This window comes from Intestinibacter sp. (assembly GCF_034113885.1).
GTDB lineage: Bacteria > Bacillota > Clostridia > Peptostreptococcales > Peptostreptococcaceae > Intestinibacter.
On record NZ_JAXEWM010000139.1, the window covers coordinates 1 to 12,484 of the forward strand.

The 12,484-nt window shown below is 33.0% G+C and carries 16 protein-coding genes; 12 read left to right on the forward strand and 4 right to left on the reverse strand.

All coding sequences use genetic code 11. The features are described 5' to 3' along the window. The first annotated feature begins 11 nt into the window (after positions 1 to 11). The 3 genes from rimI to SPD90_RS08590 are packed head-to-tail and all read left to right on the forward strand — an operon-like array spanning position 12 to position 1,782. Positions 12 to 425: a ribosomal protein S18-alanine N-acetyltransferase gene (gene rimI, locus SPD90_RS08580; RefSeq protein WP_320924957.1), complete on the forward strand. Its 414-nt coding sequence runs from the start codon at positions 12 to 14 to the stop codon at positions 423 to 425. Positions 426 to 443: 18 nt separating this feature from the next. Continuing rightward, positions 444 to 1,460, forward strand: coding sequence for a tRNA (adenosine(37)-N6)-threonylcarbamoyltransferase complex transferase subunit TsaD (tsaD, locus tag SPD90_RS08585; RefSeq protein ID WP_320624220.1), 1,017 nt, complete (start codon positions 444 to 446; stop codon positions 1,458 to 1,460). 16 nt (positions 1,461 to 1,476) lie between these two features. Then, positions 1,477 to 1,782 carry a hypothetical protein gene (locus SPD90_RS08590; RefSeq protein WP_320624219.1) on the forward strand — a complete coding sequence of 102 codons (306 nt, stop codon included), beginning with the start codon at positions 1,477 to 1,479 and terminating at the stop codon, positions 1,780 to 1,782. Positions 1,783 to 1,838: 56 nt separating this feature from the next. On the opposite strand, the gene abc-f is transcribed toward SPD90_RS08590, so the two are convergent. Next, positions 1,839 to 3,755: a ribosomal protection-like ABC-F family protein gene (abc-f, locus tag SPD90_RS08595; RefSeq protein ID WP_320924948.1), complete on the reverse strand. Its 1,917-nt coding sequence runs from the start codon at positions 3,753 to 3,755 to the stop codon at positions 1,839 to 1,841. A 224-nt stretch (positions 3,756 to 3,979) separates the two neighbouring features. Between abc-f and SPD90_RS08600 the strand changes: the two genes are divergently transcribed. Further along, the gene (locus SPD90_RS08600; protein WP_320924949.1) at positions 3,980 to 4,606 is read left to right on the forward strand and encodes a redox-sensing transcriptional repressor Rex; all 627 of its coding nucleotides are present in this window, start codon (positions 3,980 to 3,982) and stop codon (positions 4,604 to 4,606) included. 176 nt (positions 4,607 to 4,782) lie between these two features. Here SPD90_RS08600 and SPD90_RS08605 read toward each other — a convergent pair whose 3' ends face one another. Beyond that, positions 4,783 to 4,953, reverse strand: coding sequence for a DUF362 domain-containing protein (locus SPD90_RS08605; protein WP_320627302.1), 171 nt, complete (start codon positions 4,951 to 4,953; stop codon positions 4,783 to 4,785). Between the two features lie 90 nt (positions 4,954 to 5,043). After that, on the reverse strand, positions 5,044 to 5,214 hold the full coding sequence (locus tag SPD90_RS08610; RefSeq protein WP_320627301.1) for a DUF362 domain-containing protein: 171 nt from the start codon (positions 5,212 to 5,214) through the stop codon (positions 5,044 to 5,046). Positions 5,215 to 5,473: 259 nt separating this feature from the next. Between SPD90_RS08610 and cooS the strand changes: the two genes are divergently transcribed. The 7 genes from cooS to SPD90_RS08645 all read left to right on the forward strand — a co-directional run bounded on the left by cooS (position 5,474) and on the right by SPD90_RS08645 (position 10,655). Next, positions 5,474 to 7,363 (forward strand): anaerobic carbon-monoxide dehydrogenase catalytic subunit, encoded by a 1,890-nt coding sequence (gene cooS / locus SPD90_RS08615; RefSeq protein ID WP_320924950.1) that lies wholly within the window; start codon positions 5,474 to 5,476, stop codon positions 7,361 to 7,363. 25 nt (positions 7,364 to 7,388) lie between these two features. Continuing rightward, complete coding sequence (locus tag SPD90_RS08620) at positions 7,389 to 7,868, forward strand: 4Fe-4S dicluster domain-containing protein (RefSeq protein WP_320627299.1); 480 nt, start codon at positions 7,389 to 7,391, stop codon at positions 7,866 to 7,868. A gap of 1 nt (position 7,869) precedes the next feature. Then, the gene (locus SPD90_RS08625; protein ID WP_320627298.1) at positions 7,870 to 9,192 is read left to right on the forward strand and encodes an NAD(P)/FAD-dependent oxidoreductase; all 1,323 of its coding nucleotides are present in this window, start codon (positions 7,870 to 7,872) and stop codon (positions 9,190 to 9,192) included. Positions 9,193 to 9,323: 131 nt separating this feature from the next. After that, positions 9,324 to 9,914, forward strand: coding sequence for a GNAT family N-acetyltransferase (locus tag SPD90_RS08630; protein ID WP_320924951.1), 591 nt, complete (start codon positions 9,324 to 9,326; stop codon positions 9,912 to 9,914). 174 nt (positions 9,915 to 10,088) lie between these two features. Further along, positions 10,089 to 10,277, forward strand: coding sequence for a hypothetical protein (locus tag SPD90_RS08635; protein WP_320924952.1), 189 nt, complete (start codon positions 10,089 to 10,091; stop codon positions 10,275 to 10,277). Positions 10,278 to 10,281: 4 nt separating this feature from the next. Next, on the forward strand, positions 10,282 to 10,410 hold the full coding sequence (locus SPD90_RS08640; protein WP_320924953.1) for a hypothetical protein: 129 nt from the start codon (positions 10,282 to 10,284) through the stop codon (positions 10,408 to 10,410). A 14-nt stretch (positions 10,411 to 10,424) separates the two neighbouring features. Continuing rightward, positions 10,425 to 10,655 (forward strand): hypothetical protein, encoded by a 231-nt coding sequence (locus SPD90_RS08645; protein ID WP_320924954.1) that lies wholly within the window; start codon positions 10,425 to 10,427, stop codon positions 10,653 to 10,655. Between the two features lie 63 nt (positions 10,656 to 10,718). Here SPD90_RS08645 and SPD90_RS08650 read toward each other — a convergent pair whose 3' ends face one another. Further along, positions 10,719 to 11,321 (reverse strand): hypothetical protein, encoded by a 603-nt coding sequence (locus SPD90_RS08650; RefSeq protein ID WP_320924955.1) that lies wholly within the window; start codon positions 11,319 to 11,321, stop codon positions 10,719 to 10,721. A gap of 154 nt (positions 11,322 to 11,475) precedes the next feature. Between SPD90_RS08650 and SPD90_RS08655 the strand changes: the two genes are divergently transcribed. Continuing rightward, positions 11,476 to 11,832, forward strand: coding sequence for a hypothetical protein (locus tag SPD90_RS08655; protein WP_320924956.1), 357 nt, complete (start codon positions 11,476 to 11,478; stop codon positions 11,830 to 11,832). The last annotated feature ends 652 nt before the right edge of the window (positions 11,833 to 12,484 follow it).

A 12,484-nucleotide genomic window follows, 5' to 3' on the forward strand; every position in this document is an offset into this window, starting at 1 on the left:
GAAAAACAGACATAGACGAGGTTCACAAGGTAGAGCTAGACTGTTTTGCCGATCCTTGGTCTAAAAAATCTCTAATGGATGAGCTAAAAAACAATTTAGCGAGATATCTTGTAGCAGATTTGAATGGTAAAATTGTCGGATATATTGGGATTTGGCTTATAGTAGATGAAGGGCATATAACAAACGTGGCAGTTCACAGTGATTATAGAGGTCAGAGAATAGGAGATAGATTAGTGCACGAAATGGTGGAATTATGCAAGAAAGAAGGCATTTTTTCAATGACATTAGAGGTCAGAAAATCAAACACAGTTGCACAAAATTTATATAGAAAATACGGATTTAAAATGGCAGGAATAAGAAAAGAATATTATAACGATAATAAAGAGGATGCCATAATTATGTGGAATCAATTGAAGGAATTTTAATAAATAGGCGGTGAAATAATGAAGGATATTATAACTTTATCTATAGAAAGTAGTTGTGACGAGACAGCAGTTGCTATACTAAAAAACGGTAGAGAAGTGCTTGCAAACATAGTTTCAACTCAAATAGAATTACATAAAAAGTTCGGCGGTGTAGTTCCAGAGGTAGCGTCTAGAAAACACATAGAAAATATCGATGCAGTGTACCAAGAAGCGCTAGATACAGCGGGAATCAAACCAGAAGAAATCGACCACATAGCTGTGACTTACGGACCAGGGCTAGTTGGGGCACTTTTAGTAGGATTATCTTATGCAAAGGCTCTTGCATTCACCCTAGGAATTCCACTAGTTGGAGTAAACCACATGCAAGGTCATATAAACGCAAATTACATAGAACACAAGGATTTAAAACCACCATTTATAACTCTAGTAGTTTCAGGTGGACACACTCACTTAGTAGAAGTTAAGGACTACCAAACTTACGAAATCTTAGGAAGAACTAGAGACGACGCTTCAGGTGAGGCTTTCGATAAAATCTCTAGAGCGATGGGACTTGGATACCCAGGAGGTCCTATTATAGATAAATTAGCAAAACAAGGAAACAAACACGCGATAGAATTCCCTAGAGCTTACTTAGACGATTCATACGACTTCAGCTTCAGCGGACTAAAATCAGCAGTGTTAAACTACCTAAACAGCCAAAAAATGAAAAAACAAGAAATCGTAGTAGAAGACGTAGCAGCGTCATTCCAAGAAGCTGTAGTAGAGGTCCTAGCTACAAAGGCTGTAAAAGCTGCCAACGAAAAGGGTTACAAGACAATAGCTTTATCAGGCGGAGTTGCGGCAAACTCAGCACTTAGAGCAAAAATCACAGAAATGGCGAAGGAATACGATATAGAAATCAAATACCCAAGAATAGAATTATGTACAGATAACGCAGCTATGATAGGCTGTGCTGGATATCATAATTTTATAAATGGTAAGATTGATGATATGTCATTAAATGCTGTGCCTAACTTGAAGATAAATATTAATTAATGTAAGGTTTATTGAAATGAGTGTAGATGAAATAAGACAGGCTAAGGACGAACTTATTAGAATGAGTAATGATGATACTCAACGTGAATTGTATGAAATGAGAGCTAAAACCCTAAAGGATAAAGTAAGTGCATTGAATGAAGCTGAGAGAAAAGGTATTAAAAAAGGAATCAAAGAAGGAATTCAAAAGGGTATTGAAGAAGGCGAGAAGAAAAAAGCTATTGAAATAGCTAAATCTATGATTAATATAGGTTTAGACAAAGATACAATAGTGAAATCTACAGGCCTTGATCCATCTGAAGTAGAAAAATTAATGAATTAAATATATTTATAACAAAAAAGTAGGGGCGTCTGCTCCTACTTTTTTTAATCTATATACTACATAAGCTCTTCCCATAGCTCATAAAGCTCAGATAATCTATCCTCTAAGCCAGCTTTTTCCAAGCTAACCTCCTTAGATCTCTCAGGGTTAGAATAAACCTCCTCCAAGCAAAGAAGTTCATCAAGCTCACCTATTTTATTTTCAATCTCCTCGATTTCCTTTTCTGTATTAGCTATTTTATTTCTATTTTTCTTTTGCTTTTCGCGTTCTTCACGTTCTCTACGTTTTTCTTCTTTTAGTTGAGTTTTAGTTTTTTCTGATTCCTCTTCAACATTTGCTGCTATTTCTTCAGATTCTTTCTTCTTAGCCATGTAGTAGTCGTAGTTACCAAGGTATTCAGTCACGCCGTCTTCGTTTAAAACAAGAATTTTGTCGACTACTGTATTTAAGAAATATCTGTCGTGCGAAATAGTGAATATAGTACCAGTGTAATTATTTAAAGCCTCTTCTAGAACCTCCTTAGAGTCTATATCCAAGTGGTTTGTAGGTTCGTCAAGAAGCAGGAAATTCGCCTTAGATAAAATCAGCTTCAATATAGCGACTCTGGCTCTCTCTCCACCACTAAGAGATGAAATTTGCTTAAATACATCCTCATTTTCAAATAGAAAAGCACCGAGCATAGTTCTGATTTGAGTTTGAGTTAGGTTAGGATTATCCTCCCATATTTCATCTATGATAGAGTTATCAAGGTTTAGAGTTTTTTGCTCTTGGTGGAAGTAAGAAACATTTACATTCGTACCAAGCTTAACATCACCAGTTAGAGGAGTAAGCTCCTCCATTATTATTTTAAATAATGTAGATTTACCTATTCCATTAGGCCCGATTAAAGCGACCTTTTCGCCTCTGTATATGTCTAAATTTAAATCTTTAAATAAAATTCTGTCGCCAAAGCCCATAGACATATCTCTTATCTGAATTACATCGTTACCACTTACCACAGAAGGATCAAAAGATATTTTAGCTTTTTTTCTGTATAGCTCTGGTTTATCAAGGACTTCTACTTTATCAAGAGCTTTTTCCTTACTTCTAGCTCTCTTTAAGTGTTTTTCACGACCATAAGCCTTAAGTCTTTCTATTGATTCCTCTTGTTTTTTGATTTCCTTTTGTTGGTCTTCGTATTTTTTTATTTCTAATTCCTTTTCTACCTTTGATAATTCAATGAAAGCAGAGTAATTACCATTATATGCTTTAAGTTTTTTGTTGTAGATTTCAAAGGTCCTATTTACCACTTGATCTAGAAAATATCTATCATGTGAAATAAGCATAACAGTCCCCTTGTATTGCTTTAAGAAGAACTCCAACCACTCGATAGCCTCAGAATCTAGATGGTTGGTAGGTTCGTCTAGAAGTAATAAAGTAGGCTTTTTAAGAAGTAGCTTACCTAAAAGCACTCTAGTTTTTTCTCCCCCAGATAAAACGTTGACCTGTTTGTCAAAATCGTCTTCTTTAAATCCTAGACCGATAAGAACGCCTTTAGCTTCAGACTTGTACCCGTAGCCGTTATTAGCCGCAAATAAATCCATTTTATGTGAATATTCATCCATTAATTTATTTAAGATTTTAGAATCTGATTTGCTTCCTTCTTCTGCTATTTTAACTTCAAGTTCTCTTAAATTTTCTTCCATTTCTATAAGAGGTTTAAATACTTCTAAAACCTCCTTCAATATAGTGTTTTCCGAATAAAAGTTGGTATTTTGTTCCAAATAACCAATTTCACAATCTTTAGAAGTGTAAATTTCACCACTATCATACCCGTACTCATTAGAAATAATTTTAAATAAAGTTGTTTTTCCAGTACCATTTACACCGATGATACCGACTTTGTCACCCTCGTTTATAGTAAAACTAATATCTTCAAGGATTGAATCTATACCAAAACTTTTATTCAAATTATTACAAGATAAAATGATCATCAGTTTTAAACCTTTCCTTTCTTTTTAATTTTTTTTAAAATTTATTTATATAATTTATAATTTAATAACTAAAGTTTATCTGCTTAAACTATCTAAAATTATAAACTTTTGATATAATATAATCAAGGATATATAAAACTATTTAAAAAATATGGTATTATTTAATGGTTGTGGTATTATTTAATTGTGTTATTATAAAAATATTAAATAAAAGAGGTGAGATGATGGCAAGTAAGAATATATCAATGGCAGTTATCAGAAGACTACCAAAATATTACAGATATCTTGGTGACTTACTTGATAACGATGTACAGAGAATTTCTTCAAAGGAATTAAGTGATATAATAGGGTTCACAGCATCACAAATAAGACAAGACTTAAACAATTTCGGCGGATTTGGACAACAAGGGTATGGCTACAATATAGAGGCTCTTCATACAGAAATCGGAAAAATTCTAGGGCTAGACAGACCATACAATGCAATTCTAATAGGAGCAGGAAACTTAGGACAGGCTATAGCTAATTATTCAGGATTTAGAAAAGCAGGATTTGAAATAAAAGCGTTATTTGATGCTAATCCTAAAATTATAGGATTAAAAATAAGAGATTTTGAAATTTTAGACTCGGACGATATAGAATCTTTTGTAAAGGCTAATAATATAGACATAGCTATTTTATGTGTGCCTAAAAATGGCGCACAAGAATTAGCTGATAGATTAGTTAGCTCTGGAATAAAGGGAATTTGGAACTTTGCTCCAATGGATTTAGATGTACCTTCAAGCATTATAGTTGAAAATGTAAATTTGACAGAAAGCCTATTTACTTTATCATATCTTATGAAAGAAGATTAAATCGGGATTTATATAAATTGAGAAAACTGTTGCATAAGTTTATTGGGATTAGCTTATGTAGCAGTTCTTTTTTTGTTAAGGATCATTTTAAAAAGTTTAAATTTATTAGAAAAAATATAAAAGCCAAATGGAAGTATATAAATCCATTTGGCTTTTTCAGTTAGTTATTTCCGTTATTATTCAGCACATGGAGCTTCCACAGGACATACATCAGCACAAGATCCACATTCTATGCAAGAATCTGCATTTATTTCATATTTATCGTCTCCAGCTGATATACATTCTACAGGGCATTCTGATTCGCATGCACCACAGCTTATACAAGCATCACCTATTACGTAAGCCATATTTTTCTCCTTATCGATGTCGTATTTTGAAATTAAATTATTTAGGAAAAAAACTATCCAAAGTGGAAACTTCAGATAGTTTCTTGGTTATTAGCCTTCTACTATAGCATCGTTTGGACAAGCATCAGCACAAGAACCGCAATCTAAACATTCGTCAGCGTTTATACTGTATTTGTCATCTCCTGCAGTTATAGCGTCGTTTGGACATTCATCAGCACATGAACCACAAGCTACACAATCGTCAGTTATTTTATAAGCCATACTAAAAGCCTCCTTTTGAATTTTTAATTTCACTTATATTATAGCAAAATTTACAATATATCACAATAATAATTTAAATTGAAATAGTATTAAAAAATAAAATAAAAATTTAACAAATGGGTGTTTAAAAAAGGGAAAAAATGGTATAAATAAATTGAGCGAAATAAAAGTTATGAAATAAAAATCTATTTCATATTTATGACTTAGGTAAAATAATTAAAGATTTGTTATAAAAATAATTAATAGGGGGAAGAAAAATATGAATTGTAATAGTTGTAAAATGTGTGAAAGTGCAGACAAAAGATTAGAAAGCTTCGTAGCATCAAAAGCTGGAGAATTTGAAACAGCATTCCAAAGAACTATAGATCAAAAAGTAAAATGTGGATTCGGTCTTCAAGGTGTCTGTTGTAGACTATGTTCAAACGGACCTTGTAGAGTTACTCCAAAATCACCAAGAGGGATATGTGGAGCAGATGCAGATACAATAGTTGCAAGAAACTTCCTAAGAGCGGTATCAGCAGGGGCAGCTTGTTATCTACATGTTGTTGAAAATACAGCTTTAAACGTAAAACATGTTGGGGAAAATAACGGCGTTATAAAAAGTCAAAAAGCTTTAGATATATTAGGAGAAGAATTAGGAATATTCGACGACGATCCACATAAGAGATGTGTAAAAATAGCTGAAGCAATATTAGCAGATTTATACAAACCAAGATACGAAAAAATGGAATTAGTTGAAAAACTAGCATATCCAAAGAGAGTTGAAAAATGGAAAGAACTAGGAATCATGCCTGGTGGAGCTAAATCAGAAGTATTCGACGGATGTGTAAAATCTTCTACAAACTTAAACTCAGACCCAGTTGATATGTTAATGAACTGCTTATCATTAGGTATCGCTACTGGTTTATATGGATTAACTTTAACTAACCTATTAAATGATATAGTTTTAGGAGATCCTATCATAAGAATGGCACCAGTTGGATTCAGAGTAATAGATGAAGACTACATAAACATAATGGTAACTGGACATCAACATTCAACATTTGCAAGCTTCCAAGAAAAACTAAAAGACCCAGCAGTAGTAAAAATAGCTCAAGAAGCAGGAGCTAAGGGACTAAAATTAGTAGGATGTACATGTGTAGGTCAAGATTTACAATTAAGAGGAGAACATTATAAAGAAGTATTTGAAGGACACGCTGGAAACAACTACACAAGTGAAGCTGTATTAGCTACAGGAGCTATAGACATGGTAGTATCAGAATTTAACTGTACTTTACCAGGATTAGAACCAATAGCTGACAAACTACAAGTTAAGATGATATGTTTAGACGATGTTGCTAAGAAGAAAAATGCAGAATTAATCCAATTAGATAGAGATAAATTCGATGAAATAGATGCTAAATTAATAGACGAAGCAGTAAAAGCTTACAAAGCAAGAAGAGGAAACGTAACTATAGATATACCTAAAGATCACGGTTATGCAGAATCTTTAACTGGTGTAAGTGAAAAGAACCTAAAAGAATTCTTAGGTGGAACTTGGAAACCATTAATAGATTTAATAGCTGACGGAACTATCAAGGGTGTAGTTGGTGTAGTAGGATGCTCTAATATGACTGCAGGTGGACATGACGTTCATACAGTAGAATTAGTTAAAGAATTAATCAAAAAAGACATCTTAGTATTATCAGCAGGATGTTCAACAGGTGGACTTGAAAACGTAGGATTAATGTCTCCAGGAGCAGAAGAATTAGCAGGAGAAAACCTAAAAGCAGTATGTAAGAAATTAAACATACCACCAGTACTAAACTTTGGTCCATGTCTAGCAATAGGTAGAATAGAAATAGTTGTAAGTGAATTAGCAAAAGAATTAGGCGTAGATATACCACAATTACCAGTAGCTCTTTCTGCACCACAATGGTTAGAAGAACAAGCATTAGCTGATGGAGCATTCGGTTTAGCTTTAGGTTTACCACTTCACTTAGCTTTACCACCATTCGTAACAGGTGGACCATTAGTAGCTCAAATTTTAACTGAAGGATTAGTAGATATCACTGGCGGTAAAGTAATAATAAACCCAGATCCAGTAGAATCAGCTGATATATTAGAAGCAGAAATAATGGATAGAAGAAAAGGCTTAGGCTTAAAATAATTAATTTTTAAGGATGTGGTAAAATATGCGCAGAATAATAATTAATAAAGATTTATGCACAGGATGTAAAAGTTGTGTAATAGCATGCATGACTAGAAGCTGTGGCGAAAAACATAAATTCGATAGCTTTATTGATGTTAATAAAGATAAATATTTCATAGATTTACAAAGTATAGATACAGAAAGCAGAAATCATATAGAACTAGATGGCTCAGGCCATCCAGTTCCACTAACTTGCAGACACTGTGATGAACCAGAATGTGTTCTTACATGCATGAGTGGAGCTATGTCAAAGGATCCTGAAACAGGAATAGTTTCATATGACAAGGAAAAATGTGGTTCATGTTATATGTGTGTCATGAGTTGCCCATATGGAATACTAAAACCAGATGACAGAACTAAACAAGAAATCGTAAAATGTGATTTATGCCAAGGAGAAGAAATTCCTCTATGTGTATATAACTGCCCAAGTGGTGCATTAGAATTACAAGAGGAGGAAGATTAGTATGATAGATAAATTAAAGAATATTCTAGGAATTAATAAAAAAGACGATACTAATGAAATCGAGGTTCCAGCATCTAAAATAGGACCAAAAACTTATGTAATAATAGGTGCAAGTGCTGCCGGCGTAGATGCAGTAAAAACTCTTAGAAAATTAGACAAAAGTGTAAATATAATAGTTATATCAAAGGATGAAAATATATATTCTCGTTGTATGCTACACCATGTAATATCAGAACACAGAACAGTAGAAGGTATAAACTTCGTGGACGCTGATTTCATGGAAAAGAACAATGCAACTTGGATAAAAAAAGCAACAGTAACATCAATAGATACAGAAAATAAAGCTGTAAAATACGAAAAGGATGGAAAAACTGAAGAACAAAAATACGACAAATTATTAATAGCATCAGGAGCAAATGCAGCAATTCCTCCTATCAAAAACATAAGAGAAGGAAAAAACATCTACCCTCTTAGAAACATAGAAGATGCTATAGCAATTAGAGAAAAAGCAAAACACTGCAAGAAGGTTGCTATAATAGGTGGAGGTTTAGTTGGTATAGATGCACTATCAGGATTATTAGAAATAGATGGCATAGAAGAAATTTCTATAATGATGATGGAAAATCGTATATTAGACAAACAATTAGATGAAAAAGCAGCAAGTGTTTACGCAGATAAATTCAAAGCAAAAGGTGTAAATATAATTACATCATGCAACATAGGAGAAGTTTTCCTAGATGAAGAAGGCAACGTATCTGGCGTAAACGTAAATGGAGAAAAACTAGACTGCGAATTATTAATAGTTTCAACTGGTGTAAAACCTAACATAGCCTTAATAGAAGGCTCAGGAATAGAAGCTGGAAGAGGAATCATAATAAACGACAAATGCGAAACAAACGTAAAAGACGTTTATGCAGCAGGCGACGTAACAGGAACAGGAATCTGGCCACTAGCTACAAAACAAGGTGTAGTTGCTGCAAGCAACATGGCAGGCGTAGAAAAATTCCTAACTGATAGATTCGAATTCAAAAACACTATGAACTTCATGGGAATACCAACAGTTTCTCTAGGATTTACTACACCAGCAGATGACAGCTACGATGTAGTGACATATGAATATGGAGACACTTACAAGAAGGCTGTTATAAAAGACGACGTTCTTACAGGCTTTATAGTTCAAGGAGATATATCTTACGCTGGACCATATGCACAGCTTGTTAAGAATAAAGTTAAAGTTGAAAACTTGGCAGAAAAAGTATTTGATCTTGGATATTCTGATTTCTTCAGCATCAAGGAAGACGGACAATTTGAGTGGAACGTATAGGCTCTGCGGGTTAAATTATTTTTTTAATAAATATAATGGGAAAAGTATCTGGGCTTTGGCTTGGGTACTTTTCTCTTTTTTTAGGTTTTTTAGGGTATATAATTTTAAATATAGAAGGAGGGATAAGATATATGAAATTAGTTGAAAATATATCTAAACAAAAGTTAAAAGAAATATCAAATTTGATAGGTGAGGCATTTGTTACAAATGAGCTATTTCATGAGTTTGGAACAGTAGAAGAGAGAAAAGATCTAGTCATGAAATACATGGATATATATGTGAAATGCGTATATGAATCAAAATCACTGTATAGTAGCGATGACGAAAATGCCTATATAGGATTGGCTTATAGCGACTGCAAGCCAATGATCCCTCAATTAAAGATGCTAGTAAAATTAATTTTTGCAATTCCATATAAAATAAACAAGAAATTTTTAAAACACATAAGTCAAATCAGCGATGGAAATAAGAAGTATACTAAATTGACGCATTTAGAGATACTCATGGTGTGCGTGAAGAAAGAGTGCCAAGGTCAAGGGCGAGCTAGAGAATTAGTAGAGTTTGCAAAACAGAAGGCTTTGGAGAGAGATGTGCCGTTATTGTTTGATACTGATATGAAGGAGTATGCTGATATATATCAACACTTTGGATGTAAGCTGTATAATGAGACTACTGCAGATAATGGAGTTACTAGATATAATTTGGTTTGGATGGGTAAATAGAATAGTTAATTTTATAATATCGTACCAAATCCAATACTAGAAATAGGAATTTTATATATACGTTTTGCATATGAAGAAAAGGAACTATTTAAGTATTTATTCCAAACAGATAAATTTTCATCAAAAAGCCTGGTCGATCTAGTAGATGACGAAAGATTGAGCCCGATATTCCAAATGATATCAAGCAAAATCGGCATCGACATAAAAGGAGCTAAGGAAGTATTTACAGCAGTATTTTTAACTGTACATGGTATGGCAGCGATGATTGCCAACAATTCTATGAAATACAATGAAGAGCATACTGTGAAATTGTTGCAGATGACTTTTTGTGGGATAGTAAATGAAATAAAGAGGGGAGAATAATTGTATGAGAGAAATATCTCAAAAAAAGGAATTAAGACTGTCACTTTTATGGATAGCTGTTTATGTAGTGGTATTTACCATTTGCGAAAATATTTCAGAAATGGGTGAATTTGCGTATTTAATCACCTGTTAAACGGGGCAGAATTTTTGCCTACGATTTTGCAGATTATATACGCTGCAGCTATTGGATTTATGTTTGCGATGTTTGTGTTGAAGATGAATTATATATATCCATGTATAGCTTGCCACGGTTTGGTAAATGCGCTTAGTATTTTTAATTCTGGAGGACACACTATTTTTTATCAAATAGTTGTGTGCATTATTATCGTGATTTTGGCGGGTGGATTTGGTATTTATTTGAGTAGGATAGAGGAATAGAATTTAAAAAAGCACCTTGGCAGTTTTGCTGAGGTGCTTGTTTTGATTTTATGTTAAAAAGGTTTATTTTTTAAAAAATTTAGACAAGAAGCCTTTCTTCTTAGGTGGTTCTTTTTCTTCTTTATTATCAGGTTTATTTGTTTCGTCATCTGATTTATTTTCTGCGGCTTCTACAATTTTTATATTAAAACAATCATACACAGAATTGAGTATTTGTATATTTTCTTTAAACTTAGATAAATCAACTTGGGCTGCGTTTGTCACTATGATATTGTAGTCCATAATTTTAGATTTATTTTTTAAATAGATTTGGCTTTTATACAATTCTTCAAGACCACCTTGGATACACAGCGAAATACAATTATTAAAAGCAGGTTCGTAATTTACCTGTATAATAAAAGCCATCTCGCCATCTGTTTTAGGTGCGGGCATAGTATGTGGAACATGTGATTTTCCAACAGATTTGGCGATTGATACCTTTTCTACGACTCTTTGCTCTGGTGTTAATTTAGTCCATTTTTCTGTAAAGCTAGGATTGGTATGCAATTGAGCTAGAACATTGGCATTGTGTATTTCATTGATTGCATTTTCTCTTATTAAAAATAATTGCATTTGTTTTTCATTATTTCCTTCCAGTCTGTTGTATAAGCTGTTGAAATATTCCATAAGGAAACCCCCTTGTAATTTGTAATATACCTTCTAATTTAATTATAGCATGACTTTATTTGTCAATTGTTTGAATAAATCATGAAAATATGAAGGAAAGCCACCTCGCAAAATGTAATTAATAAGTAAATATATTTACTAGGGAGGCGATTTTTTGCAAAAGGTACTTTATGGATTTTCTCAAGAAGCAGCCTGCGAGCTGGGATTGGATCTTGTGGATTTGTTGCTTTTAAGATGGTTTGTTAGATTTAGTGAATCAGGAAACATGGTGAAAAAGGAAATAGCTGGTGAGACATATTATTGGGTCAACTACAGTGGAGTTTGTGATAACTATCCAATTTTGAACGTACAAAAAACTGTGATATATAGACATTTTAAGAAAATGGCGGATAAGGGAATCTTGAAGCGATACACGCTGAAGGTAAACGGAACTTATTCGCTTTATAATTTAGATGAAGAATATGAGAAGCTTTTGATTGAGGAGCAGGTAGTCGATGATGATGCAGTTTAGTTGTTTTGTCAAAATTCATCGATATATGCAATGTGATTGACCGAAATCCGAAGTAGTGGATCAAAAACCGAAGTTAATTGACCAAAAACCGAGGGGAATGAACTTTAAAGTTCAACCCGTTTGGACTTATATGGTCGAACAAAAAATATTTAGTTAGTTAAATAAAGAGTTAAATAAACTCACCATATAAAAGAGAAGTTCGGAAGTGGATTCCGAACTTCGGTGGTTTTTGCTTTTTTTGCTTCATGTAAAAATGGATTATAGATAAAATTGTTATTTGAAGATGGAGGCAGTTTATTTGATTTTAAAAACGAACCCCTTGGTTTTAGAGTCAAAAGAATCGCACCAAAAACCAAAGGAATGAACTTTTATGTTCGACCCGTTTGAACTTATATATTCGAACAAAAAAAATTAAGTAAAAAAAATAAAGAGTTAAATTAATCTAATATATGAAAGAGCGAGTTCGGAAAAATATTCCGAACTTCTCATATTTTTGATTTTTAAAGGTTTTAGTTTGAATTTGGTATATAATATACTAAATTTTGATGGTTATAAGGAGTTGAAAAAATGGAAACAAAAAGAATTGTTGATAAAATTATACAAATAGAAAATGAGCGTAGAGATTTAGATTTATATCAAAATAGAGTAGAAG

Excerpts from the sequence above, each read along its gene's own strand:
- SPD90_RS08640 (WP_320924953.1), top strand. The coding sequence starts at position 10,282 with ATGAGAGAAATATCTCAAAAAAAGGAATTAAGACTGTCACTTTTATGG.
- SPD90_RS08620 (WP_320627299.1), top strand. The coding sequence starts at position 7,389 with ATGCGCAGAATAATAATTAATAAAGATTTATGCACAGGATGTAAAAGT.
- SPD90_RS08650 (WP_320924955.1), bottom strand. The coding sequence starts at position 11,321 with ATGGAATATTTCAACAGCTTATACAACAGACTGGAAGGAAATAATGAA.
- SPD90_RS08590 (WP_320624219.1), top strand. The coding sequence starts at position 1,477 with ATGAGTGTAGATGAAATAAGACAGGCTAAGGACGAACTTATTAGAATG.
- SPD90_RS08630 (WP_320924951.1), top strand. The coding sequence starts at position 9,324 with ATGAAATTAGTTGAAAATATATCTAAACAAAAGTTAAAAGAAATATCA.
- SPD90_RS08605 (WP_320627302.1), bottom strand. The coding sequence starts at position 4,953 with ATGGCTTACGTAATAGGTGATGCTTGTATAAGCTGTGGTGCATGCGAA.
- SPD90_RS08600 (WP_320924949.1), top strand. The coding sequence starts at position 3,980 with ATGGCAAGTAAGAATATATCAATGGCAGTTATCAGAAGACTACCAAAA.
- tsaD (WP_320624220.1), top strand. The coding sequence starts at position 444 with ATGAAGGATATTATAACTTTATCTATAGAAAGTAGTTGTGACGAGACA.
- cooS (WP_320924950.1), top strand. The coding sequence starts at position 5,474 with ATGAATTGTAATAGTTGTAAAATGTGTGAAAGTGCAGACAAAAGATTA.
- SPD90_RS08635 (WP_320924952.1), top strand. The coding sequence starts at position 10,089 with ATGATATCAAGCAAAATCGGCATCGACATAAAAGGAGCTAAGGAAGTA.
- SPD90_RS08625 (WP_320627298.1), top strand. The coding sequence starts at position 7,870 with ATGATAGATAAATTAAAGAATATTCTAGGAATTAATAAAAAAGACGAT.
- SPD90_RS08610 (WP_320627301.1), bottom strand. The coding sequence starts at position 5,214 with ATGGCTTATAAAATAACTGACGATTGTGTAGCTTGTGGTTCATGTGCT.
- abc-f (WP_320924948.1), bottom strand. The coding sequence starts at position 3,755 with ATGATCATTTTATCTTGTAATAATTTGAATAAAAGTTTTGGTATAGAT.